Origin of the sequence: Wolbachia endosymbiont (group A) of Ancistrocerus nigricornis (assembly GCF_947250785.1) — a bacterium.
GTDB classification, from domain to species: domain Bacteria; phylum Pseudomonadota; class Alphaproteobacteria; order Rickettsiales; family Anaplasmataceae; genus Wolbachia; species Wolbachia pipientis.
Genome location: NZ_OX366348.1, coordinates 1,008,276 through 1,031,890, shown reverse-complemented (window position 1 = coordinate 1,031,890; position 23,615 = coordinate 1,008,276). Strand labels below are relative to the sequence as shown.

General features: G+C 34.7%; 24 protein-coding genes and 1 tRNA gene. 17 read left to right on the top strand and 8 right to left on the bottom strand.

Annotated features, from left to right (window positions below; all coding sequences use genetic code 11):
• Position 1 precedes the first annotated feature (1 nt).
• From ppa to OOK90_RS05175, 6 genes are all read left to right on the top strand, one after another.
• Positions 2-517, top strand: a complete 516-nt coding sequence (gene ppa, locus OOK90_RS05200) for an inorganic diphosphatase (protein WP_209473293.1) — start codon at positions 2-4, stop codon at positions 515-517.
• A 35-nt stretch (positions 518-552) separates the two neighbouring features.
• The gene (locus OOK90_RS05195; RefSeq protein ID WP_010963140.1) at positions 553-714 is read left to right on the top strand and encodes a hypothetical protein; all 162 of its coding nucleotides are present in this window, start codon (positions 553-555) and stop codon (positions 712-714) included.
• A gap of 92 nt (positions 715-806) precedes the next feature.
• A tRNA-Ser gene (locus tag OOK90_RS05190) sits at positions 807-897 on the top strand.
• A gap of 159 nt (positions 898-1,056) precedes the next feature.
• Complete coding sequence (locus OOK90_RS05185) at positions 1,057-2,202, top strand: SurA N-terminal domain-containing protein (RefSeq protein ID WP_264705827.1); 1,146 nt, start codon at positions 1,057-1,059, stop codon at positions 2,200-2,202.
• A gap of 103 nt (positions 2,203-2,305) precedes the next feature.
• Entirely contained in the window at positions 2,306-2,926 is a 621-nt protein-coding gene (locus OOK90_RS05180; protein ID WP_209473291.1) for a ferredoxin reductase domain-containing protein, read from the top strand.
• Positions 2,910-3,461, top strand: a complete 552-nt coding sequence (locus OOK90_RS05175) for a 5-formyltetrahydrofolate cyclo-ligase (RefSeq protein ID WP_010963143.1) — start codon at positions 2,910-2,912, stop codon at positions 3,459-3,461. Before OOK90_RS05180 ends, OOK90_RS05175 begins: the two co-directional genes overlap by 17 nt.
• Before the next feature lie 36 nt (positions 3,462-3,497).
• On the opposite strand, the gene OOK90_RS05170 is transcribed toward OOK90_RS05175, so the two are convergent.
• Positions 3,498-4,532 (bottom strand): hypothetical protein, encoded by a 1,035-nt coding sequence (locus OOK90_RS05170; RefSeq protein ID WP_070357017.1) that lies wholly within the window; start codon positions 4,530-4,532, stop codon positions 3,498-3,500.
• Positions 4,533-4,668: 136 nt separating this feature from the next.
• Here OOK90_RS05170 and elbB point away from each other — a divergent pair, with 136 nt between their 5' ends.
• The gene (elbB, locus tag OOK90_RS05165; RefSeq protein ID WP_264705826.1) at positions 4,669-5,376 is read left to right on the top strand and encodes an isoprenoid biosynthesis glyoxalase ElbB; all 708 of its coding nucleotides are present in this window, start codon (positions 4,669-4,671) and stop codon (positions 5,374-5,376) included.
• A gap of 175 nt (positions 5,377-5,551) precedes the next feature.
• On the top strand, positions 5,552-5,860 hold the full coding sequence (locus OOK90_RS06470) for a hypothetical protein (RefSeq protein WP_010081942.1): 309 nt from the start codon (positions 5,552-5,554) through the stop codon (positions 5,858-5,860).
• A gap of 2 nt (positions 5,861-5,862) precedes the next feature.
• On the opposite strand, the gene OOK90_RS05155 is transcribed toward OOK90_RS06470, so the two are convergent.
• The gene (locus tag OOK90_RS05155) at positions 5,863-7,410 is read right to left on the bottom strand and encodes a peptidoglycan D,D-transpeptidase FtsI family protein (RefSeq protein ID WP_264705825.1); all 1,548 of its coding nucleotides are present in this window, start codon (positions 7,408-7,410) and stop codon (positions 5,863-5,865) included.
• A 20-nt stretch (positions 7,411-7,430) separates the two neighbouring features.
• Between OOK90_RS05155 and ispH the strand changes: the two genes are divergently transcribed.
• The 6 genes from ispH to hemA all read left to right on the top strand — a co-directional run bounded on the left by ispH (position 7,431) and on the right by hemA (position 15,858).
• On the top strand, positions 7,431-8,360 hold the full coding sequence (gene ispH / locus OOK90_RS05150) for a 4-hydroxy-3-methylbut-2-enyl diphosphate reductase (protein WP_209473359.1): 930 nt from the start codon (positions 7,431-7,433) through the stop codon (positions 8,358-8,360).
• Between the two features lie 711 nt (positions 8,361-9,071).
• Positions 9,072-9,290, top strand: a complete 219-nt coding sequence (locus tag OOK90_RS06640; RefSeq protein ID WP_246484394.1) for a hypothetical protein — start codon at positions 9,072-9,074, stop codon at positions 9,288-9,290.
• A 608-nt stretch (positions 9,291-9,898) separates the two neighbouring features.
• Positions 9,899-11,794 (top strand): molecular chaperone HtpG, encoded by a 1,896-nt coding sequence (gene htpG, locus OOK90_RS05140; protein WP_264706182.1) that lies wholly within the window; start codon positions 9,899-9,901, stop codon positions 11,792-11,794.
• 38 nt (positions 11,795-11,832) lie between these two features.
• Complete coding sequence (locus OOK90_RS05135; protein WP_264705824.1) at positions 11,833-13,971, top strand: host RNA manipulator TomO; 2,139 nt, start codon at positions 11,833-11,835, stop codon at positions 13,969-13,971.
• Positions 13,972-14,111: 140 nt separating this feature from the next.
• The gene (locus OOK90_RS05130; RefSeq protein ID WP_264705823.1) at positions 14,112-14,585 is read left to right on the top strand and encodes a TomO hydrophobic C-terminal domain-containing protein; all 474 of its coding nucleotides are present in this window, start codon (positions 14,112-14,114) and stop codon (positions 14,583-14,585) included.
• A gap of 64 nt (positions 14,586-14,649) precedes the next feature.
• Positions 14,650-15,858, top strand: coding sequence for a 5-aminolevulinate synthase (hemA, locus tag OOK90_RS05125; RefSeq protein WP_209473281.1), 1,209 nt, complete (start codon positions 14,650-14,652; stop codon positions 15,856-15,858).
• A 118-nt stretch (positions 15,859-15,976) separates the two neighbouring features.
• Here the strand turns inward: hemA and OOK90_RS05120 are convergent, their stop codons facing one another.
• The 4 genes from OOK90_RS05120 to OOK90_RS05105 form a co-directional block, all read right to left on the bottom strand.
• Complete coding sequence (locus OOK90_RS05120; RefSeq protein ID WP_006279720.1) at positions 15,977-16,672, bottom strand: inositol monophosphatase family protein; 696 nt, start codon at positions 16,670-16,672, stop codon at positions 15,977-15,979.
• Positions 16,673-16,680: 8 nt separating this feature from the next.
• A complete protein-coding gene (gene efp / locus OOK90_RS05115; protein WP_006279719.1) occupies positions 16,681-17,247 on the bottom strand; it encodes an elongation factor P in 567 nt (188 codons plus the stop codon).
• A 62-nt stretch (positions 17,248-17,309) separates the two neighbouring features.
• On the bottom strand, positions 17,310-17,816 hold the full coding sequence (rimM, locus tag OOK90_RS05110) for a ribosome maturation factor RimM (RefSeq protein ID WP_006279718.1): 507 nt from the start codon (positions 17,814-17,816) through the stop codon (positions 17,310-17,312).
• 14 nt (positions 17,817-17,830) lie between these two features.
• Positions 17,831-19,006, bottom strand: coding sequence for an aspartate aminotransferase family protein (locus tag OOK90_RS05105; RefSeq protein WP_065094478.1), 1,176 nt, complete (start codon positions 19,004-19,006; stop codon positions 17,831-17,833).
• A gap of 65 nt (positions 19,007-19,071) precedes the next feature.
• Between OOK90_RS05105 and OOK90_RS05100 the strand changes: the two genes are divergently transcribed.
• The 3 genes from OOK90_RS05100 to recF all read left to right on the top strand — a co-directional run bounded on the left by OOK90_RS05100 (position 19,072) and on the right by recF (position 22,270).
• A complete protein-coding gene (locus OOK90_RS05100) occupies positions 19,072-20,499 on the top strand; it encodes a sensor histidine kinase (RefSeq protein WP_264705822.1) in 1,428 nt (475 codons plus the stop codon).
• Between the two features lie 189 nt (positions 20,500-20,688).
• Positions 20,689-21,156, top strand: coding sequence for a thioredoxin-dependent thiol peroxidase (gene bcp, locus OOK90_RS05095; protein ID WP_209473278.1), 468 nt, complete (start codon positions 20,689-20,691; stop codon positions 21,154-21,156).
• Between the two features lie 16 nt (positions 21,157-21,172).
• Entirely contained in the window at positions 21,173-22,270 is a 1,098-nt protein-coding gene (gene recF / locus OOK90_RS05090) for a DNA replication/repair protein RecF (RefSeq protein ID WP_264329605.1), read from the top strand.
• A 667-nt stretch (positions 22,271-22,937) separates the two neighbouring features.
• Here the strand turns inward: recF and OOK90_RS05085 are convergent.
• Both OOK90_RS05085 and OOK90_RS05080 read right to left on the bottom strand, forming a co-directional pair.
• Positions 22,938-23,066 carry a hypothetical protein gene (locus OOK90_RS05085; RefSeq protein ID WP_406720094.1) on the bottom strand — a complete coding sequence of 43 codons (129 nt, stop codon included), beginning with the start codon at positions 23,064-23,066 and terminating at the stop codon, positions 22,938-22,940.
• A gap of 95 nt (positions 23,067-23,161) precedes the next feature.
• On the bottom strand, positions 23,162-23,509 hold the full coding sequence (locus OOK90_RS05080; protein WP_209473274.1) for a TrbC/VirB2 family protein: 348 nt from the start codon (positions 23,507-23,509) through the stop codon (positions 23,162-23,164).
• Positions 23,510-23,615: the final 106 nt, after the last annotated feature.

Genomic DNA, 23,615 nt, shown 5'->3' with positions numbered 1-23,615 from the left:
TATGGATTTAAGTAAAATAACAGCGGGACCAAATGCGGTGAATGTGGTAATTGAAATAAGTGCAAATGCTGAGCCTGTAAAGTATGAATTTAATAAAGAGCTTGGGTTGTTACAAGTTGACAGATTTTTGTCTACCTCAATGACTTATCCTTGCAATTATGGGTTTATACCAAATACCTGTGCAGGTGATGGTGACCCTGTGGATGTTTTGGTGCTAACTCAATTTCCCTTAGCATCTAGTGTTTTAATATCGGTACGTCCAATAGGCGCATTACTCACTAAAGATGAAAAAGGAGAAGATGAGAAAATATTAGCAGTGCCTGTTTCCAGTGTTGATAGCTATTATGACAATATAAAGGACTATTCTGACTTATCTAAAAGCCTACTAGATAAAATTACTCATTTCTTTTCTCATTATAAAGATCTAGAAAAGGGAAAAACGGTAGCAGTTGGAGAATGGGTTGGTGTAGAAGAAGCAAAACAAATTGTTGCAAGCTCTATTAAAAGCGGAAATTAGTTTTTGTTGATTTATAGCTAAAGTGGCTCTACGATTTGAAAAATAACAAATTCGTCATTCCGCTACTCGTTAGCGGAATCTATACCGCGCACAACTGCACGAACATTGCAATATGGCACATAGTAAACGATGTCATCCCAGTGCGTGACACTGGGATGACAAGAAAGGGAGCACTGGAATTTTTGTTTCAGCATTAGCCATACATCTGAACAGATACAAATATTGCAATTAAAAGCATTAGACAGGTGGTAGAGGTCTTGGTATTATATAATCTTTAGGTTCTAAATTTGGAAGGGTGGCCGAGCGGCTGAAGGCGGCGGTTTGCTAAACCGTTATACGACCCAAAAGTCGTATCGAGGGTTCGAATCCCTCTCCTTCCGTATACTGTTTTTAGCACGGTTTAAATTCGCTATATTAGCCTGTTTACCTGATCTTATTGTAATGTTTTTTTTATTTCCATCTTTAACTATTAAAAAGTTGGCTAGCATTGACTCAGTATTTATTATAGAATTGGTCATTAACTAAACAACTTTGCTTGTATGTATAGAATACTAATTTTACTGTTAATAGTGTTGCCACTTAGGTTGCTTGCAACCGAGATTGAAATTGTTGCAGATGTAAATGGTGAACCAATTTCAAATTTAGATATCGAAAAACGCATCAACTTTATAAATTCATTGTTTGGCACTCAAAGTGTTAATCAAAAAGAAGCAAAGCCTCAAATTCTTAGGGAGCTAATAGACGAAATTATCATTATCAATGAAGCACAGAGGCTGAATATAAAATTGAGCAACGAGGAGTTAGATAATGCTATTATGTTATTTTTAACCCAAAGTTTTAAACTTAAGGCTAATGAAGTTGATCAATACATAGAGAAGCATAATATAGATCTTGGTATTTTAAGAAAACAAATAAAATGTCAGTTACTGTGGAGCAAAATTATTGAAGTAAGAATTGTGCCATTTATTAATATAAGCGATAAAGAAGTAGATGATGTAAAAAGGCAAACAGAAAAGCCGGATTATCTTATCAAGTTCCAAGAGTTTATAATTCCTGATCAAAAAGACAAGGACGTTTATGGTATAGCTGAAGATTTAGTAAAAAAATTACGCAACAGTAATAACCCAGAATCTCCAATAAAGATGCGTAAAGCAACAGTTAATTTAAGTCAGCTAAAAGGAAAACTCAAGAGCGTTTTAGAAGGATTAGAAACCAGCGACATAGCAGGTCCATTCAGTTTCAGTGAAGGTTACTCCGTTATAAAAGTAATAGATAAAGTACAACTTAATCATGCACTGCTGGAAAGCACTTTAAAATTAAAACAGATTGTGGTTGAAGGTTCAGAAAGTTTATTAGATAATCTCAAGGAGCAAAAAGTTAATTGTTTAAATTTTGATAAATTAGCAGATAATTTTAAGCTGCCAAACGCAAAAGAATTTGAAATAAAAATGCGAGATTTAAATCCTGATTTACAGATTTTATTTAGTAAAACAAGTGTGAATGAAATAGTAGAATTGAGAGAAAATGGCACTGCAAAGTTGATGATGTTGTGTGATATCAAGAGTAATGTAGCGGGTATAGAAGCAATCAAACAGAAAATGTACCAACAAAAGATTATGATACAAAGCAACTTGTTATTAGATGATATGCGTAAAAATGCAGCTATCAGTTATCGGTATAGTTGAAGTCAGAGAGTGTCCTTGTCTCTGTCTTTGTGTATAGAACTATATAAATTACTTTGTTCTATAAAATTTCAAAAAATTTGAACAAATGCAGTTAAAATAGCACATGAAGAATATAATGCTAATTGGTGGTGGAGTTGGAAATGCAGTGTTATTTTCGATAGGGAAGGCATGTCTTGAAAATAATAACAAGGTTTTGTACTTCGCTGGCTATAAGAAGTTAAGTGATGTATTTAAACGAGCACTGATAGAGCGTGCATCAAATGCAGTAGTTTGGGCATGTGAAGAAGGATTGATAGAAACAAGCAGAGATCAAGATAAATCCTTTCATGGTAATATAGTTGATGCAATAGTCTCTTATCAACAAGGAAGATTAGGTATTAATTTAAACACTATAGATAAAATTATCACTATCGGTTCTGATAAAATGATGAAAGCTGTGAATGAAGCTAGAAAAACAATTTTAAAGCCATATCTAAAATCAGGCCACATAGCAATATCATCAGTTAATTCTCCTATGCAGTGTATGATGAAAGAAATCTGCGCTCAGTGTGTGCAGCAACATATAAATGCGAAAACAGGAGAAAGAAGTTTTGTTTATAGTTGCAGTAATCAAGACCAGGATATGGGGTGTGTTGACTTTGACTTTTTAAGTGAGCGCTTGAAGCAAAATAGTTTACAAGAAAAACTTACTGCAAAATGGATAGATCATGTTCAAAGATATTAAACAGCACAAAAAGGAAATAAGAGAGCAATATAGAGCTATAAGAAAAGATATTGATGAAAGTTATTCCAGTTATGCGGCAAATTCCCTTATTAATCTCTTTAATCAGAACTTAAGCTACGTTAAAGGCAAAACAATAGCAGCTTACATTCCAATGGATGAGGAAATAGATGTTGTGCCTTTGATGCATAGTTTACTCGATTTAGATTATAAAGTAGCAATTCCTAATAAAAATAAGTTACTAAAATTTGAGGAATGGAACAAAACAAATGAAGACGTAATTCCCGACACAATCATTACTCCTGTTATTGCTTTTGATGATCATTTTAATAGATTGGGTTTTGGCGGTGGTTGGTATGATACAATGATAGAAAAACTGCGGCCACTTGGAAAAATATTTATAGGTGTAGCCTATGAGAAACAATATTGTAAAGATTTACCTGTAGAAAAACATGATCAAAAATTGGATATTATAATCACTGAGATGTGTGTTAGATGTGGAAGTGGATTGCTCAAAAAAGTGGATAAAAAAGAATAGATCTCTACCTTTTCCATTCCCTCCCTCTCCAAGCCATCAGAGGGTTTTGGTTTCTCCTGTACTCGCTTGTTCAGAACTTGGACTATCTAATTGAGGAACTGGTGACTTCATTTGGTTAACTTTATCATTAACCATTTTTTCTACCTCCTCTATTTTACCCTCACCAATGGCCATAATTTTAGATTGAAATTTCTCCATAAGTTCCTCAAGTGCTTCCTTATCACTTTCATAAGTACTAGTACCTTTTTCTCTAAGCTTTTTCATGTCATCTTCTGAAAAATTTTGAATAGTTCCATTCTTTACTAACTCTTGTATAGCAGATCGCTGCCCTTCATTTTGAAGCATGCCTATGACCTTTGCTTTACTCTGGGCGTTTTTTATTTTTTCACCTTCTTCGGACATATTATAGCCTATAATCTCTTGAGCCAAACTGTTGTATAATTTACTAAAGTTATCTTTTTTTGGCCCAACCTCAGGCAATTTATCCCCTAAATTTTTAGATAAACTTTTCACTGCTTTTCCTGCATCAATCGCACCTTCTTTTATTTTTTCCCCTGCCTTTACTATACCTATTCCTGCATAACGTGCTCCAATACCTACAAGTGCTATTAATGTAGCAAGCACAATAAGTGGAGAAAATGCTGCTCCTAATACCATTACGGCAGAAGCTATTCCAATTTTTTTATTTGCAGATGCTGATTTAAAATAATTGACTAGATTGTCCAGTGGACCTTTATTATTATTTATAACATTACTTATTGCTTGCTGATTAACAGATTTTAACGCCTCTTCTATTATTTTTGAGTCAACATTTTCAGAAGTTAAACCTTCAAGCGCTTCTTCAATGAATTTTATAAATAATTCTTTGTTGACCTCCTTTTGCAAGCCTTGGTCATTAATCGCTAAACCTAAATCTTTGAGGTTCATCCCTTTAACTTGTTCTGATAGGGTTGTAAATAACTCTTTTTTCCCCTCTTGTGAGGATTGTGCAATACTTTCTATTATATCTGAAATAGCTTTTCTTAGTTCTGGATAGTCAGTGTCAAAAAACATACTATTGCTAGATTCCATATTCAGCTTCGTTGATTATAAATATGCCTAATTATACATACTAATCATTAATTATATTATAATTGATATAACATACCCCTTTCCAAATATAGAATTTGTATTAAAATATCTAGATTATATGAAATCAAGGTACTTTATGGGTGAAAAAAAATTAAAAGCTGCTGTGGTCTTATCAGGGTGTGGTCACCTTGACGGTGCAGAGGTAAGAGAAGCGGTTTTAAGTTTGCTTGTGCTTGATCAGCAGGAAGTGGATGTTAAATGCTTTGCACCTGATATCAATATCACACAAGTTATGAATCATAGAACAAAAGAGGCAACAAAAGAAAAAAGGAATGTACTTGTGGAAGCAGCAAGAATCGCAAGAGGCGAAATATATGACTTAAAAGAAGCCAAAGCTGAAAATTTTGACATGCTAGTTGTACCTGGTGGATACGGGGTTGCGAAAAATTTATCTGACTTAGCTGAAAGTAAAGAGATGGTGACAGTAATGCCTGAATTTGAAAGATTAGTTTCAGAATTTTTTGTTACAAAAAAGCCAATAGGAGCGATATGCATATCTCCAGCCATCATTGTTTCAATTTTAAGTAGCAAGATAGGTAAAGAAGAAAGTAAGGTTAAGGTAACTATAGGAGATGACAAAGAACAGTTGATAGAAAAGCTTGGCGGCGAACACATAAAGTGCGATACAGAGTTATCAATAGAAGACGAAGAACATAATGTATTTTCCTGTTCTGCTTATATGCGTAGCGACGAAAGTACATACTCTGTATATCAAGGGATAAAGCATATGATTGACAGCATGGTAAAAAAGATTAACAAAAAAACTAAACAGCCATTCCTATAAGGTGTACTAAATAAGACTTCTCTATTAATCACACAATTAACTGTTGAATTTTACATTTCTAGCTGTATTATGGCTACGTAGCTAAAGTAACTTAGGTTTATCGACGCTTTACTACTTGTTAGCGGTGTGGTGTAGTGGCCATATATGTTTAGTTCTTTTTTTTAAGGTATTTTGTATGTCAGATCTTTTCTATATTGAAACTACGTGTTGTGTGGACGGTCAGTGTGATGTCTATACAGGGGAAGTGAGTTTTAATGATGTCATGTTAGGCAAGTTCAGTCTAAATTCGTGCAGCGGGAAAGAAGCTATGATAAATCTAGACATTATTACATTCGATATTAATATCGCTATTGATGGTCAAAATGGAAAGACAATAAAAAAAGACCTTAAAGGTCTTGAATTTGTAACTAAAGATGATGGTTCTTGGTATATTAATAAGGATTTTGGTGATGATAAATTTGAAGTTGTAGTAAAGCAATCATAATTTTACATCTCAGGTGTAACATTTAGTATAGGCGCTATTCTATTTATAATGTTCTTTACTATAGGCGCAGCAATTATTCCCCCGGTATGGTGCATCCCTTGAGGCTCATCAATAGCAATTAGCACTATGTACCTTGGGTCAAGCATAGTTAGCACTCCTATAAATGATGCTATGTTTGCATCTTTGCTATATTTACCATCTACAACTTTTTCCGCCGATCCAGTTTTTCCTCCTATTGAATATGCCTTTATTTTTGCTTTTCTGCCAGTGCCATCTGTTACTGCTGCACGTAATAATTTTCTCATTTCCCTGGAAGTTCTTCTTGAGATAATTTGCTCTCCTATACTTCTTTTATTCAACATCAAGGTTGCGTTATGAAATGTCCCATTGTTGATTAATGCTGCTGCAGTTTGTGCAAGATGTATAGGAGTTACAGCTATGCCATAGCCATAAGATGCTGTTATTAAAGTGTTTTCACTCCATTTATCCGGGATTATCGGTGTGGATTTTTCTGGTATTTCTATTTTCAAAGGAGAAAATAGCTTCATAGCTTTAAAGTATTCTACCTGTTTTTCAATACCTAGTTTGACTGCAATTTTTGCTGCACCAATGTTGGATGATTTTACAAATATATCTTGCACAGTAATTTTTGGAATTTTAGATTTATGAAAATCCTGAATTTTATACTTTCCGATGGTGATTGGTGTTGATACGTCATATAAATCGCTAGTTTTTGTAGCGTTCGCATCAAGCGCTGCGGCTATTGTAAAGTATTTTAATACCGACCCCATCTCATATACCCCAAGACTGGCGCGATTAAACTTTTGTACGTCTTCTGCCTTATTCTGTAAGTTGGGATTAAAATCAGGTAGGCTGACCATCGAGATAACTTCACTATTTCTCACATTTAAAACAATTCCTACTCCGCCAAGTGCCTGATATCTGCTTACAGCTTTAGTTAGCTCTTCATGCACTATGCTTTGCACTCGTGTATCTAAGGATAGTATTATGGGCTTTTCTTGCTCATTATTTTTACTTATATATGCCTCAACTCCTGCAATACCGTTGCCATCTATGTCAGTGTAACCAAGCACGTGTGAAAATAAATTACTGTGAGGATATATACGCTTTATGTCGTCATAAAAATTTACTCCTGGTACACCAGCGTTTTTGATCGCTAGTAATTCTTTTGGAGTCAAGTGCCGCTTTATCCAAGCAAATTTCTTTTCTGAAGTAAGTACTCTATATAAGTTCTTGTATTCGAGGTCATGCAAAGTAGAACACAGTTGTGCTGCTATACTTTCCGGATTCTTTACTTTGGTTGCATCTATATATAGTGATGTTGTGGGCACATTTGTTGCTATTACCACTCCATTTCTATCTAAAATATCAGGTTGTTTATGTACTATATTATCTTTTCTAAAATTTTCTGAAGTAGTAAGTTGATCAAATGTTAAAGAGAATATGCGAAAAATAATTATTATATAAAATATAAATAATGGTACTATAAAACACAGTGAGCGGAGCTTATTTTTAAGTAATGCTTGCATATTTACTTGATTTGACAAAAATGGAAATCATCTTAGCTGAACCACGAGGTTTTTGTGCCGGGGTAAAAAGAGCTGTGGACATATTAGCTATTACTTTAGAAAAATACAAAAACGAGCGCCAAGTTTATGTGCTACACGAAATTGTTCACAATAAATATATAGTAGAGGACTTTAAGAAACAAGGAGTGGTTTTTGTAAGCAGTATCGAGGAAATTGAAGATAATGAAGGAATACTGATCTTCAGCGCGCACGGAGTATCAAAAAATATAGAAGATGAGGCAAAAAGAAAGGGTATTCAAGTGATTGATGCAACATGTCCTTTAGTCAGCAAAGTGCATAAAGAAGCAAAAAGGTATGAAAACAGTGGTAAAGAATTAATTCTCATTGGGCATGAAAACCATCCAGAAGTTAAGGGAATTAGAGGAAGAGTAAACAATCCTATCATTTTAGTGCAAACTTTGCAGGATGTATATGATTTAAAGGTTAAAGATCCAGATAATTTGTCTTATGTTACACAAACTACGTTAAGCATCGACGATACTCGCGACATTATTGCTGCCCTGAAATTAAGGTTTCCAGGCATAACAGGTCCAGATTTAAAGGACATATGCTATGCAACGCAAAACAGACAAAATGCTGTTAAAAAGCTAGCTGAAATTGTAGACATGGTATTAGTTGTAGGAAGTAAAAATAGCTCAAATTCAAACCGCTTATTAGATCTGTGCACTGCTAGAGGAAAAAGAGCCTACTTGATTGATAATTACAGCTGTGTGAATAAAAGCTGGTTTCAGGGCGTAGAAAAGATAGGAATCACCGCAGGTGCTTCCGCTCCTGACATATTAGTTGATGAATTAATAGACTACCTAAAAGTAAACCTGAGTGTAAAAATTTCAGTTATGCCAGGTGGTATTACTGAAAATGTTCAGTTTAAAATACCGAATCTGGTTTAAAACACAACTTATCTACTAAACTTCTCTTGAAATCACACAAACCAGCATCTATAGCTAAGACGTCATGCCGCGATTCATTAGACTTCTTGCATAACCATATAACAAACTTTTATTGGGAATAGAAACGAAAAAACTTGCTTGACAAACTCCGCCAGCCCTCTTATCATGAAACTGAAGCTATTGTATTTGCTTTCGCCAATCTGCAGATTAAAAGGTAAGGATTACTTAATGTATCGGCGTCTTATGTTCAATTTTTTGCAGTATATAGATACTGTATGTCTTTACAAAACTTCATCTACATCTAGATTTTTATCTAAATAAGCTGAACGCGCTTATAAAGCGTTACAAGACATCAAAAAATGCCAATACTCGACAGAGATAGTAAAAGACTAGCTAACTCGGGGGTTCTTTGTCTTTTTTTCTGCTTAGTAAATTTCTTAAACATTTGCAGCGTAAGTTAGTTGCAATTAAAAGCAGCTGAATTTCGCTTGTCAAGCGTTTAAAACATAAAAAACGCCAATATTTTAAAGCGGATAATAACCCCAGGGCTTCTTTTGCCTTTTTTTTCGTTTGGTAAATTTCTTAATGTTTGTGGATGAACGACAACCGTCATCCCGCTACTTGTTAGCGGGATCTCTTGTTAGCGGCTGAGATACCGCGAATGAATCGCGGTATGACGGTTCGCGGCGGCATGACGATAAGGTTTATACCTTGTCATCACAGTGCTTGACACTGGGATCCAGTTTTCTTTACAAATTCACCAAAAGTGTTTCATTCTATAACATAAAACCCATACTCACCAAATCCAATGCATTACTTGCAATTAAGTTTCCTGGATCCCAGTGTCTGGGCACTGGGATAACAAAGGAGGACGTTATTCCAGTGCCAAGCACTGACCATTTCTGGTCTCTTAAATTGCAACTAATCTAAGTATTAAAAAATTTACCAAGCGAAAAAAAAGGCAAAAAAAGCCCGATGGTTGGCTAGTTACTTACATTATACTTTCAAGTATGGCGTTTTTTTATTCTAAACGCTTAATAACCGTGACTCAGCCGCTTTTAAGCCGCAACTAATCTAAATTATAAACGTTAAGAAATTTACTAAACAGAAAAAAAGGCAAAGAAACCCTAGGGTAGCTAATTATTCACTATCCATTTTTTAAGTTGGCGTTTTTTGATGTTTTAAATAGCGTATTTCAGCTTGTGTAGCTAGAAATTTGATAAAGACATGAGGTGCACATAGCGCAAAAAATTAAGCATGATTTACGCCAAATACATTAAGTTTTTTTGTCATTAATCCACTGCAGAGATTGCGAAGATAAATAAATAGCTTCAGTTTCATGATAAGGGGGCTGGCGAAGGGTGTCAAGGAAGTTTTTCGTTTCATCCAATGCGCTGCCAAAAGTTTGTTATGCAAGAGATCCCATAAATTGGGTGTCATAATAACTACACCCACATTAATTTTGGTGTACGTGACCTTGAAAGATCGTGATTCAATACTTAAATTATTAGGGTAGTAGGCAAATAATGGAGCTCAAAATGCATAATGTACAAGAAACTGAAAATTTAAAATTTGACGCTGAGGTAGGGAAAGTACTGAATATAGTGATTCATTCACTTTACACCAATAAAGACATTTTTCTGCGTGAATTAATATCAAATGCATCAGATGCATGTGATAAGTTGCGCTATGAATCTCAACTAAACCCTAATTTGCTAGATTTGAGTGACGAATTAAAAATCACTATCAGCTCCAATAAAGATAAGAACGAGCTATATATCACTGATAATGGCATTGGAATGAATAGACAGGATTTAATAGACAATCTTGGTACAATTGCAAGCTCTGGTACGCAAAAGTTCTTGGATGCGATTAAGAATAGCAAGGATTCAAGCCAAACTGTGGAGCTGATTGGGAAGTTTGGTGTTGGTTTTTACTCAAGCTTTATGGTTGCATTAGAAGTAATAGTAGAATCGAGAAAAGCTGGAGAAGAGGAGTCTTGGATCTGGCAATCCAAAGGAGATGGGGAATATTCAATCAGCAAGTCAGATAATCAAGTCCCTCGCGGAACCAAAATTACGCTCATTATGCATCCTGAAGAAAACGAGTTTTTAGATAAATTTCGTGTTGAAAATATTGTCACTACTTACTCTGATCACATAAATTTTCCTGTTGAATTTATAGACGAAGAAGGAAAAAGTGAAAAGTTAAACAGTAAGGCTGCAATTTGGACTAAGCCAAAAAATGACGTTACTCAAGAGGAGCACAACGATTTTTTCCGCAGTGTTGCTCACGTTGGCGGGGAGCCCTGGATGATATTGCATAATAAAAATGAAGGTGCAATAGAATATACAAATTTGCTTTATGTTCCTTCTATAAAACCTTTTGATTTATTCCATCCAGATAGACGTTGCTCTGTGAAGTTATATGTAAATAAAGTATTTATCACTGAAGATAATGTACAGATCATACCGCAGTATTTACGTTTCTTGAAAGGTATTGTTGATTCACCGGACTTACCTCTTAATATCAGCAGAGAAACGCTGCAGAATAATCGTGTTGTTGAGCAAATCAGGAAATCCCTCACTAAACGCGCGATATCAGAGCTCGGTAAAAAGGCAAAGGAGAATTTAGAAGAGTACACAAAATTCTGGACCAATTTTGGTGCAGTTTTAAAGGAAGGTCTTTGCGAAGCTATGCCAACTGATGAGAGAGAAGCACTACTCTCAATTTGCAGATTTCATAGTACTGGTGATGAGAAATTAGTCAGCATTGATGACTATATAAGCAGAATGAAGCCTGAGCAGGAACATATCTATTATCTCACCGGAAATAGCCTCGATTCAGTGAAAAACAGTCCGCAACTTGAGGGGTTCGTCAGTAAAGGGCTGGAGGTTCTTCTGTTCGTTGATCCAGTGGATGATTTCTGGACTAGTGTAATTCATGAATATAAAGATCAAAAGTTTAAGTCTGTGACTCGCGCTGATGTTGATTTGGAAAAATTCTCTTCAGAAGAAGATAAGAAAAATGAAGAAAACAAATCGAATGAAGAAAAAACTGAGGAAACTATATTGCAATATTTTACCACAGTGCTTGGAGATTCAGTAAAAAGCGTAAAAATTTCCAAAAAATTGACTGATAGTCCCGTATGCCTAGCGGTTGCTGAAGGTGCTATGGATCTTCGCATGGAGCGTTTTTTGCGTGAACAAAAGCAGCTAAATTACCGCACGCCAAAGGTGCTTGAAATTAACACTAAGCATCCTGTAATAAAGAGTATAATGAAATCTTATGCTGAAAGTGGTGAAAACCCAACATTGGAGGACATGGTTCACTTATTGTTTTACCAAGCTTGCATCGTGGAAGGCGAAGAGATGGATGACGCGAGCAGCTTTGCTAAGAGACTGAATAATTTGCTTGGCAAGATTTCTGTTTAATGCTATACTCACCTTAGCTGCTAGTTAGGAGGTAAAACATGTTTGGTTCCAATTTTAGAGACTTTGTATCACAAGATACAACTTCACAGGGCAAATCAAATTCTGAAAGATTAATCAAAAGTTGGCATGGTTTTGAAAAACCAGATTCTGAAGATTCAGGTATTGAAGAAGAGTTTGGAGTTTTAGATAGCGAAAGTCAAGAGATACCAGCTACTCCATGTAGCACACCCCCTGAAGATCTAAGTTTAGAGAATGCAATACTTGCAAACTTTCCTGATGGTTGTGATAGGTCGTTTACTGTAGAGTTAAAAGATGAAGATTCATATGCTATCATTCCTAAAAACTTAACTTTTGCTGAGATTATAAATATCTTAAATCAAGCTATACAAGAAGATAATTGTGAAGAATTAGACAAGGTTGTACAAAATATTGAAGATTATGAAGGCAGGTCTATTACGCTGGATAATGAAAATCTCAAAGATTTCTGTTCAAATCAACTTAATTTGGAGTTACAAAACGGAAGCAACCATCAACATATATATTCAAATGTACTATCACAATATAAATTTGATCAAGAGGGTTTCAAGTATGATTATTCAGTAAAAGAATTGGTACTATTGGCAATTGCAGCTAATGACAAGCTAGTAGAGCAATATCAGGATTTTCTTTTTGCTGAAGGAAATTTAAGTCTTTTACCTCTCCTTGTTGGTGGTCAAAAATATATTGAAGCTTTTATAGAAAAATTCCATGGTACCGATGGAGTTTATGGAAGATTAAAAGATCAAACTATACAACTTGTCGAACCTAATAAGATTGGTTTTTTCTCAGTTATAGCATTAAGAAAAGAGCAAGAATTATTAAATGCAGTTTTTGTCGAATACGTTTTAAGAGATTTTGGACAGGTGTTAAAAACAAGTAATCCTGATTCTTTGTATTTTGTGCTTGAAACAGCGTCTCTGATCAAAAATGAAGAATTCATCACGATAGTGCTGGGTGCATTTGAAAGATATATTAATAAGCTAACTAAAAAAGCCTCAACAGAAGAGTTATTAAAAAAGAGTTTTGTTACTTTATTAGAAACTGCGATAAGCCAGGAACACACATCTGTCATTGAATACCTGTGCAAACGATACACTAATAGTGCAGATCATGCCATTTACGATGTATATGAACAAGCATTTGCGGATGATAAAGTTATTACAATACTAGGGCAACAAATCCTGAAAAACATAGGAGCTCGTGGCAGAAAAGAAATTTATGATTTAATTCTGAAAACTGCATTGGATGCTGGTAATATTGCATTTATCGAGCACTTGTGTGAAAAATGTGCTAAATGCAGCAATGATGTTATTAATTATCTTGATCATAAATCTAAAAACAACGAGTTTGATGAAATATATGAATCAATTCTGATTGCATTGTCTAATACTGAAAGTCAAGACATTATAGTCAGTGTTCTAGATCATGTTCAAATTTATCAAAGCATACTCAATAATAAACAGCAAGTAGTCAGGCAAACCATACAAAATATACTGAGAAATGCAATAAAAGAAGCTAGTTATGGAGTTGTTGTACTCTTATGTCAGCATGTTGACCTAAAATTCGCAGCTCTTCAGGCAATATGCAAGGAAGAATTTGAGAAAGCTTTACCAGTAGTTGCAGAACAGCTTGAAAAAATAAGTATGGAACTTTCTCCAAGTATGACTCGTAATGAGTATCAAAAAAATAGAGATACTTTGATTCATCTATATCTAATTAGAAATTTGTTAGAAAGTAGTAAATTAATCAATACTTCCAGTAAAGCAAATATACAGACACAAGCGAATACACAAGTTAATAAAAGAAGCAGTGATAATGCAGTATCACCTGTTATAAAAGGTGATACGGCTGTAGTAAATGAAGAGAATAACAATCAACCAAGCAGTCAAAGAAACCCAAAATCCAAAAGTGCTGGCAGTCAACAGACAGAAAAAAATGTTCTTGCAGGGGAGGAAGAAAATGCTATCTTAAATAACACAGGGGTTTCAACGCAGGAGCCTTTAATTAATAATTTTGAGGAGGGTGAAATCAAAAAAGGCAGCGGAAAAAAAGGTGTTAAGCAACTTGCCAGTCCTGTTAAGAAAAAGATTGATGGACTTATAAGCATAACTCAAGAGAAGAACTCGAAAATATTCTAAAAAGTAACTCTCCTACTCTTGTACTACAATATGTAAAAAATAAAGAAGGTCCCTTTAAGGGTAAAGTAGAAGAAATTAAAAAAGAAATTAAAAACCATAATACAAAACAAGGTAATGTTAATATTTCACTGAACAACGATTTGCCAAATTCAGGAGACCAATCTACAAGTTCTAATAATACCGGAAGCAATAGTACACTTACCACAACTCCAGAAATTACGGGTTGTGAAAAGAAGTTGGGGGTAAGTGAAGTTTCTTCGAATGCTGACAATGTGTCTACAATTGGAGGTGTTATTAACAGTAAGGAAAAGCCTGCAGCAGTAGAAAAAACTAGTGCTATAAACAATCAATCAACCTCTATTACTGCAACACAAAATACGCAAAAGAGTAAGTGTCCTACCATAGCTACATGGACGTTAGCAGTATCTGGAGTTGTTTCAGGAGTAGCTATTGCAGTTTATTTGGAAATGCTAGCTGCAGGAATAGCAGTTGGAGCTTGTTGTCTGGTTGCTGCTCCAGTTATATACTGCTGTACACCTAAAAGCCAAGTTGAAAACAACAAGGTTGACAAACCTTTCAACACGGGGAAAGTACCTACTGCCGTACATGTATAATAAATATAGTAGTTTACCATTTAATAATTTATTATAATTATGTTAATTATCGGTAAATAAGGACTTGGTAAACTACGAAGAAATATTCTTGAATAAAATAAAAGATATAAAAGATGAGGGGCGCTACCGTGAATTTACGCACTTTGCGTCATTACCAGGTAGGCTCCCCCACATTATGGACTATGAAAGAAATAGGGAAGTAATAGTCTGGTGCAGTAATAACTATTTGGGAATGTCACAAAATGAGAGTGTAATTGCCGCTATCCAAAATTCATCTGTTGGTGCTGGAGGAACAAGAAATATATCTGGTACAACAAAAGAGGTTGTTGAACTTGAAAAATCCTTAGCTTGTTTGCATAAAAAAGAGGCTGCTTTAACTTTTGCTTGTGGCTACCTCGCTAACCAGACAACACTTAGCACTTTATCGTCTGTTATTCCGGGCGTAGTAATTTTTTCAGACGAGAAGAACCATTCTTCGATGATAGAAGGCATAAAATCAGGAAAAAGGCCAAAACATATATTTAAACACAATGATGTTAATCATCTAGAGCAGCTACTCAAGTCTATAGACAAAAAGACACCAAAAATAATAGCACTTGAATCCGTATATTCAATGGATGGCGATATAGCGCCGCTTGAAGCGATATGTGATCTTGCAGATCAACATAATGCAATTACCTATTTGGATGAGGTGCACGCAGTTGGCATGTATGGTTCACATGGTGGCGGAATTGCAGAAAGAGAAGGTCTGATGGATAGAATAACCGTTATTCAAGGTACACTATCAAAGGCTTTTGGAGTGATGGGTGGGTATATAGCGTCTTCAAAGAGCTTGGTAGATGTAATAAGAAGTTCCGCTCCAGGATTTATTTTTACCACTGCTATGTCGCCTGTTTTAGCAGCGGCAGCAAAGGCAAGCGTTGAGCACCTAAAATCGAGCAACATTGAAAGGGAAAAGCAAAAGCAAGTCGTTGAAAAAGTAAAAAACTCACTGAGAAATGCAGGAATTAACTTCATTCCAACAGAAACTCATATAATTCCAATAATAATTGGCAACTCAGAGTTATCCAAAAAAGCATCAAAATTATTATTTGATGAGTATGGAATATATGTTCAACATATAAATTACCCGACAGTTCCAAGAGGAACTGAGCGTTTCCGTATTACCCCTACACCTTATCATACCGATGAAATGATAGAGCATTTAACAGAATCTCTTGTAAAAGTTTTCGAAAAGTTGTCTATCTCTGTAGCCTGTTTATGCTATAGCTAGTACAGCCCTACGTCATACCGCGATTTATTCGCGGTATCTCAGCATGGATTCCGCTAACAAGTAGCGGAATGACGAGTTTTACGCTTATCAAATTGTAGGTAAACATAAATTACTTTAGCTATAGTTTTATATCTCCAGCAATGATTAGCCCGTTGTCTTCCGTTAGCCTTCCACCGCTTTCTTGCAGAAAAAGTCTACCGAGCAAGGCTTTATATTTGTTAACTCCAGAGTAAATTATTCCACTGTGCCTTCCTGCCGCAAGGTATGCAAAGCCTAAAATTGTTGAACCTATGGAGCGTACATTACTATTGCCAGGCAGCAATTTATTTAACAAATTACCACTTACATCTATTAGACCCCCTTCACGGCTTTTCACTCGCATTTTTACATGACGAGATCTAAAATCCTCAAGAAAAGCACCTTTCTTTTCTTCTGCCCAAAAAGTTTCTCTAAGAGCCGGAGCATCAATTACAGCTGCCACAACTTTATTTTTATGAATGAGACAGACTGATACTGCAAAATAAACCATGCAACTAGAAAAGTTCTCCCTGCCCTCTATAGGCATAATAAACCAGGTATAAGTGTTATCTTTTACTTCTTGATCAGTATCATCTTCAAAAATAAAACCATAGTCTCGTTTGTAGTCGTGCAAGCAATCGTATATGGTTTGCTTGGATTTTGAATAAGTTTTATTAATAAAGTCTGCTGATTTAACATTAGAAATTTGCAATTCATTAAAATCGCGCATAAGCTGCTTGGAAGCATTACGCACAGAATCAAGCATCACATTAATTCGTGGTGATGAGAGGGACATTCTTCCTTTTACTCTTTCACTCTTTCATAATAGCTGTCACCTGGAGTATATACTACAATTTTATCCTCTTCTTTTATAAATTGAGGCACGTTAACGCGCATTCCGTTTTCCAAAATTGCAGGCTTATAAGAAGCAGTAGCAGTTTGTCCTTTAATAACAGACTCTGTTTCTTTCACAGCAAGTGTAACATAATCAGGCACATGCGCAGAAATTATTTTGTCTTGATAAGCTACAACTTTAATTTTCATGTTATCCTGTAAATAAATTTTTTTTTCTCCCAATAAGTCCAAATTTATAGTGATTTGCTCGTAATTACTTGGATGCATAAGATTTACAATGTTTCCTTCAGTGAAAAGGTAAACATATTCCTCTTCATCTAAAATTGCCCTTCTGATTGTTGCATCAGAACGAAATCTTTCATAGTGTTTTGCTCCGGTTTTGATGTTTTTCATTTCGGCTTGTATGTATGCACCACCTTTACCAGGTTGAGTATGCATAATACCTACAACCAAAAATAATCCGCCGTTATGTTCCAACACCTGACCTGGTCTGATATCGTTAGCTCTTTCTGCCATAATTACATTTTCAATTTGATCTTATAATTATAAATAGCTTTATATAAATATCAAAGTCTTTATTAGTCAATAAATTCTGGTATATTTAATACTATATACCTCCCCTTTATATTTATATGTGGAAATATCTCTTTAGTGAAAGACAGCATAATACGTTTTTTTGTGCTGATAACTAAAATTTCTAATATATCCCCTGAGCCGAAATTATACACAGATTTTACATAGCCATATAATTCATTACTTTTCAGCCTTACTTCCATATCTACAAGGTCACTTTGGTAAAATTCATCCTCATCATTTAGCTCTGGTAACTTGCTTCTTTCTATATATAGCTTCTTATTCCTTAAAAGCTCTGCTTCATTACGGGAATTTACTCCGCTTATTGTAGCTATTACTAAATTATCACCTATGACGGATACTGAGTCTATTTTATAATTCTCATCACCACTTATTAGCTTACCATATAAGGAGATATTTTCAGGCTTTTCAGTAAAGGTTTTTACTTTAACAGCTCCTTTAATTCCGTGAGGAGAGGTAATAATTCCTAAGCATACCAGATTGTCGTTCATATTAATGCAAGTATCTAATCAGAAGATTTCTCAGATAAATATTGAGTCAAAATCTCGATGCCTTCATCAATCTCTTTTTCAGTGATAATGAGTGGAGGTAAAATTCTCACAACGTTGTCTGATGTTACCCCAACAGTAAGCAAGCCGCGATGACTTAACTCTTCTGCAAACTTTTGATTGTCTGCTTTCACTTTTATTCCAAGCATTAACCCTTTCCCTCTTACTTCCTCTATTATTGGAAATTTACTTGCTAAGTCTTCTAGTTTATTTTTTAAGTATTTACCTCTAATTTCAACATTTTTCAAAAAGCCGGGGCTGAGCAATTCTTCGAGCACAGCATTACCTACTGAGGTTGCAAGCGGATTGCCACCAAAAGTGGAACCGTGCATACCAACTGCCATATATTTAGCAGCCTTTTCAGTTGCAAGACAAGCCCCCAGCGGAAACCCCCCGCCTATTCCCTTTGCAAGAGCACATATATCAGGTTCCACTCCTATATGTTCGTATGCGAATAATTTTCCTGTCCTACCAGCACCGCATTGTACGCAATCAAAAAATAACAATATGTCATTTTCATCACACAGCCTTCTTAGTTCTTTCATAAAGACTTCATTCATTACTTTGATACCACCTTGCCCTTGTATTGGTTCTATTAATATAACGCCTATACCACTTGAAATTGCTTTCTTTACGCTCTCAATATTGGGCTCGATGTTATCACACCAATCAATGTAGGGATTTAGTAATTCAGAAAATTTCTGTTTATCGTTTGTAGCACAAGTTAAAAAGGTTCTTCCATGAAATGCACCATGAAATGTTAAAATTCTGTGACGATTTTTATTGCCTTTTCCATTTTGATAGATCCTAGCAATCTTAAGTCCACATTCTACTGCCTCTGATCCAGAATTTGAGAAAAATACAGTGTCAGCGAAACTATTGTTTATTAATTTTTCTGCAAAATTATTGGCAGCAGGTATATTATAGGTATTTGATATATGCCATAATTTTTCTCCTTGCAATTTAAGAGCACTAATTAATCGCGAATTAGTGTGACCTAAGCTACTAACGGCTATTCCGGAGTGAAAATCTACGTAGCGCTCACCATCAACATCATATAGGTAGATACCTTTGCCATGAGAAAAATTTATATTAACAGGAGAATAAACTGGCAAAATAGGAGAAATTGTCATAAAATATTATATGCTAAATTTTATTATTAATAACATAAAAACCGTTGTTTCACAATAAGAAGGATATGTATAAGCTAGGTAAATTGATGTTTTCTGCGTTGAAGAAAAACAAATACACAAAAGTTATTGTATTACTCTCATCGATCTTTATGATTTTATTCAGTGTGATATATTGTAATCATTTACTAAGGAGTAATTTCCTTTCTTCTTACCGTGATTCAAGTGTAAACTTAAAAAGCGTACTGGAAAATGGCATAATAAAAAAATACCATTATTTACTAATAGAAAAGCATCACATTAAATACAAAAATTTTGACTACATAAACCAACTAGTAAAACTACGTGCTGAATTATTACAATCAGTGAGCAAAGTAAAGGATTTCAGCTTAATACTGTATGATCAAAACGGCAGAATAATATTCAGTAATTTTAACACTCAAGATTATGATTATGAACAGTTACTTACAAACGATGAAATTGATAAACTATTAAGTAACCAAGAAATATTTTATACTACAGGAAATACATTAACTTCTATTTTCCCTATATTCCATGAAAATAGCGTTAAACCGTCGTTTTTTTTGAAGATTCTTCGAAACTACAATAATTCTTATGTTATAGCATATGGCCTGTTTTTAACATTTTTGGGCCTATTATTAATAATCTTAATATTAATAATGTTCTATTTGTACTTTTCTAATACCCAAATGCTAGCCAAGCAACATAAAACTAACATTGAATTACAGCAGATAAAAGAGACATTAGAGCAAGAAAATGCAAACAAGCTAAAGTTTTTTGCAAGCGTTACACATGAATTACGCACACCTCTTAATGCTATTATTGGATTTGCGGAGTTGATCAAAAATAAAACTTTAGGTTCAATGGATAATTCTCAATACAAGGAGTATGCAGACGATATATATAATGCAGGAACACACTTACTTACCTTAATTAATGATGTGCTCGATTTTTCTAAAGCTGAATCAAGTAGTTTAACAGTAGAAAAAGTGAAGTTTAACCTGAACAAAATAATGGATTCATGCGTAAATATGCTATTACCTAAATTAAAAGAAGCCGGGATTAATTTAAAAAAAGAGATGACTAATAAACGATTATTAGTCATTGCAGATCCCAAGAGAATGAAACAAGTTATAATAAATTTATTATCAAACTCAATCAAGTTTACTCCCAAAGATGGTTTAATAAGAATGGTGATAAAAGAAAATATAGAAAAAAACTTATTAACTATTGAGTTTCATGACAATGGAATAGGAATAATGCAGCAGGATATATATAAAGTTATGTCTGTTTTTGGCCAAGCAGATTCGGGGTATAGAAACGAAGGTACGGGCATCGGATTGCCGCTAAGCAAGAAATTAGTAGAGTTAATGGGTGGAACTTTTGACATTAAAAGTGAAGCAAAACTTGGTACTACGATAACATTGAACTTCTTTTATGAAGAACAAACATGTGAAGATTCGATTGATTTTTAATAGGATCTATTTGATATGGCCTTACATCAGACGAAAACCACACTTTATCAAAAGCGGCAAGCCGAGAAGGTAGGCAGAAATTCATCAATAAGCCCCCATCAAGAATCTTATCTGTTAGCTATATATAAAATTTGATACTCTGACTACAATATACTACTATAGATAGAAGTGTTATTAATGGAGCAAGGTATGGAATTAGCAGTAGGAAATAATGCACCCGATTTTAGCTTACTAACAGATTCTGGTGAAAATTTATCACTGAGTGAATTTTTTGATAAAAAAAATGTAGTTCTTTATTTTTATCCTAAAGACGATACTCCGGGTTGTACAATGGAGGCAAAAGGCTTTAGAGATAAAATAGATGATTTTTCTTTCCTTGACACAGTGATAATTGGTGTATCAAAAGATAGTGTTAAGTGCCACACTAACTTCAAAGCAAAATATTCTCTGCCGTTTTCTTTAGTTTCTGATGAGAATGCTGAAATGTTGGGAAAATATGGTGTTTGGGTAGAGAAAAGTATGTTTGGCAAAAAGTATATGGGAATAGAACGCACTACTTTTTTAATAGATAAAAAAGGTAAAATAGTGAAGATCTGGAAAAATGTAAAAGTTAGTGGACATGTTGATGAGGTTCTGGAAGAAGTAAAGAGAATATAAACTAAAGAATAGGTTAATGGCTACCCATTGCTACATAAAAAAGCTGAAATTACATAATTTTCGTAGCCACTCAAACTTTGAACTGGATTCAGATGATAGCTCAGTTGTAATAACTGGCAAAAACGGTATTGGTAAAACTAATATACTTGAAGCAATCTCGTTGCTTGCTAAAAGCAATGGAATGAAAAAAGCAAAAGCCAGTGAGATACAAAATAGATTCAGTAATGAAGATTGGGTAGTGCACTATGATTTTTTTAATGGAATGGATTTTAATTCAATTGGTATCACAAAGAGTTTTGATAAGAAACTAATACAAATTGATGGAAAAACGCAATCGAGTTATTCATCTTTGTATAAGATATCCAATGTAATATGGCTGATTCCACAAATGGACTATGTTCTTCTCAATTCTCCAAGTGACAGATTAAAATTTTTAGACCGTATAGTCTCACTGTTTGAGGAAAATTACACTTGCTGCTACATGAAACACAGAAAAGCTAAACGTGAGCGAAGTAAACTGTTGAGAGAGAACACCTTGGACGAAAATTGGCTCTCTAGTCTTGAAAACATAATGGCCGTTAATGCAGTTAGTATTTTACGTATGCGATCGTCTGTTTTAAAGACACTACAAGACACAATTGATAACCATTCCAGTGAGTTTTTTCCGAAGGCAAGTTTGAAATTCAGCAGCCAGCTAACTTTGGACGATACTGCAGAATATTTTCAGAATCGTCTAAAGGAAAACAGAGAAAAAGATTCATTGACTGGTAGAGTAACCTTTGGTGTGCATAACGATAATTTTCGGGTTTTTTGTCAAAAAAGAAACGTACCAATAAATCTGTGCTCCACTGGAGAACAAAAGTTATTACTGCTTTCTATTATTTTATCCAGTGTAAAAGCAAGGTGTATTCATTACAATAAGGCACCACTTCTTCTACTTGATGATATAATGTCTCATCTGGATAAACATTACAGAAAGGCGTTAATGGAGGAAGTGTTAAGTATTCAATGTCAAACTTGGATAACTGATGTAAATCAAGATAATTTCAATAGCTATCTTTATTCTTTCAAGTTTTTTGAATTATCAAATGAATTAAATGCAAAACTTCCTTGACAAACCTCGCCAGCCCCCTTATCATGATACTGAAGGTATTCAGTTATCTTCATCTGTGCAGATTAAACAGCAAGAAAACAACGTAGTTGGCGTCTTATTTTTAATTTTTTACACTATGTGCACCTTATGTCTTCACAACATTTCTGGGTTTTTACCTATATAAGCTGAAACGCGCTTATAAGTCGTTTAAGACAGTATAGTACGCCGATTTTGCAGGATTAGAGAGTGACAACTAGCTAACCCGGGGTTTCTTTTGCCTTTTTTTCTGCTTAGTAAATTTCTTAAACATTCAAACTAAGGTGAGTTGCATTCAAAAGCAGCTAAATTGCAGTGTTTAAGACTTAAAAAACGCCAATACTGAAAATAGACAATGACCAGGGCTTCTTTTGCCTTTTTTTTCGTTTGGTAAATTTCTTAAATATTTATGGCTAAACGACAACCGTCATCCCGCTACTTGTTAGCGGCTGAGATACCGCGAATGAATCGCGGTATGACGGTTCGCGGTGACATGACGATAAGCCTTGTCATTCTAGCGCGTGGCGCTGGAATCCAGACTTTAACTGATATGATTACAGAAAGAGAATTTATTAGGTAGTTATAGACACTGAAAGTGGTAAAACTTACCACTTTCAAGTAAAGAAAACTACGTTTACGCCTTCTATAATTTCTATGGATTATTCACTACTGCACCGTTTTGACAAATCACACCTCCTGGTGTTATTTTTGAAACGACTACAGGAGCACCAAAAAACACAGCAGTAAATGCACCGAGTGCAAAAAGCGCTGGCCACGGCATTCTGCCAAACGCCTCCTATAATTTTTACTTTATGCTACTTCACTTTGATTAAATTTAAGTAAATGATACAAGAAGCATCATTTACCTAATACTTTTTAACCACACTTATAAATTCCTGATCCCGCAGGATCCTCTTTTAATGTTTGATTACCAGTACATGTCTCGCACCTACTTGCTGTGCCTGGTGCTATTTTTGAAACGACGGCAGGAGCACCAAAAAACACAGCAGTAAATGCACCGAGTGCAAAAAGTGCTGGCCACGGCATTCTGCCAAATATTGCAAGTAAAGCTGCACCTATTATCACTATTGTGATCATCGGCCCACCTATACCGTGAGTATAACCCATTATTTTGCATATCACTGCTGATGTTGCATCTAGATCAGCACGCGCATCAAACGCAAAGGAGAGAATTAAAGCTACAAGTAGAAGAAAATTTTTCATTACGCCTCCGATAATTTCTATTTAACGCTGTATTGTCTATCGCATTGATTAAATTTAAGTAAATGATACAAGAAGTATCATTTACTTAAAATTTCTTTGAGGCTGT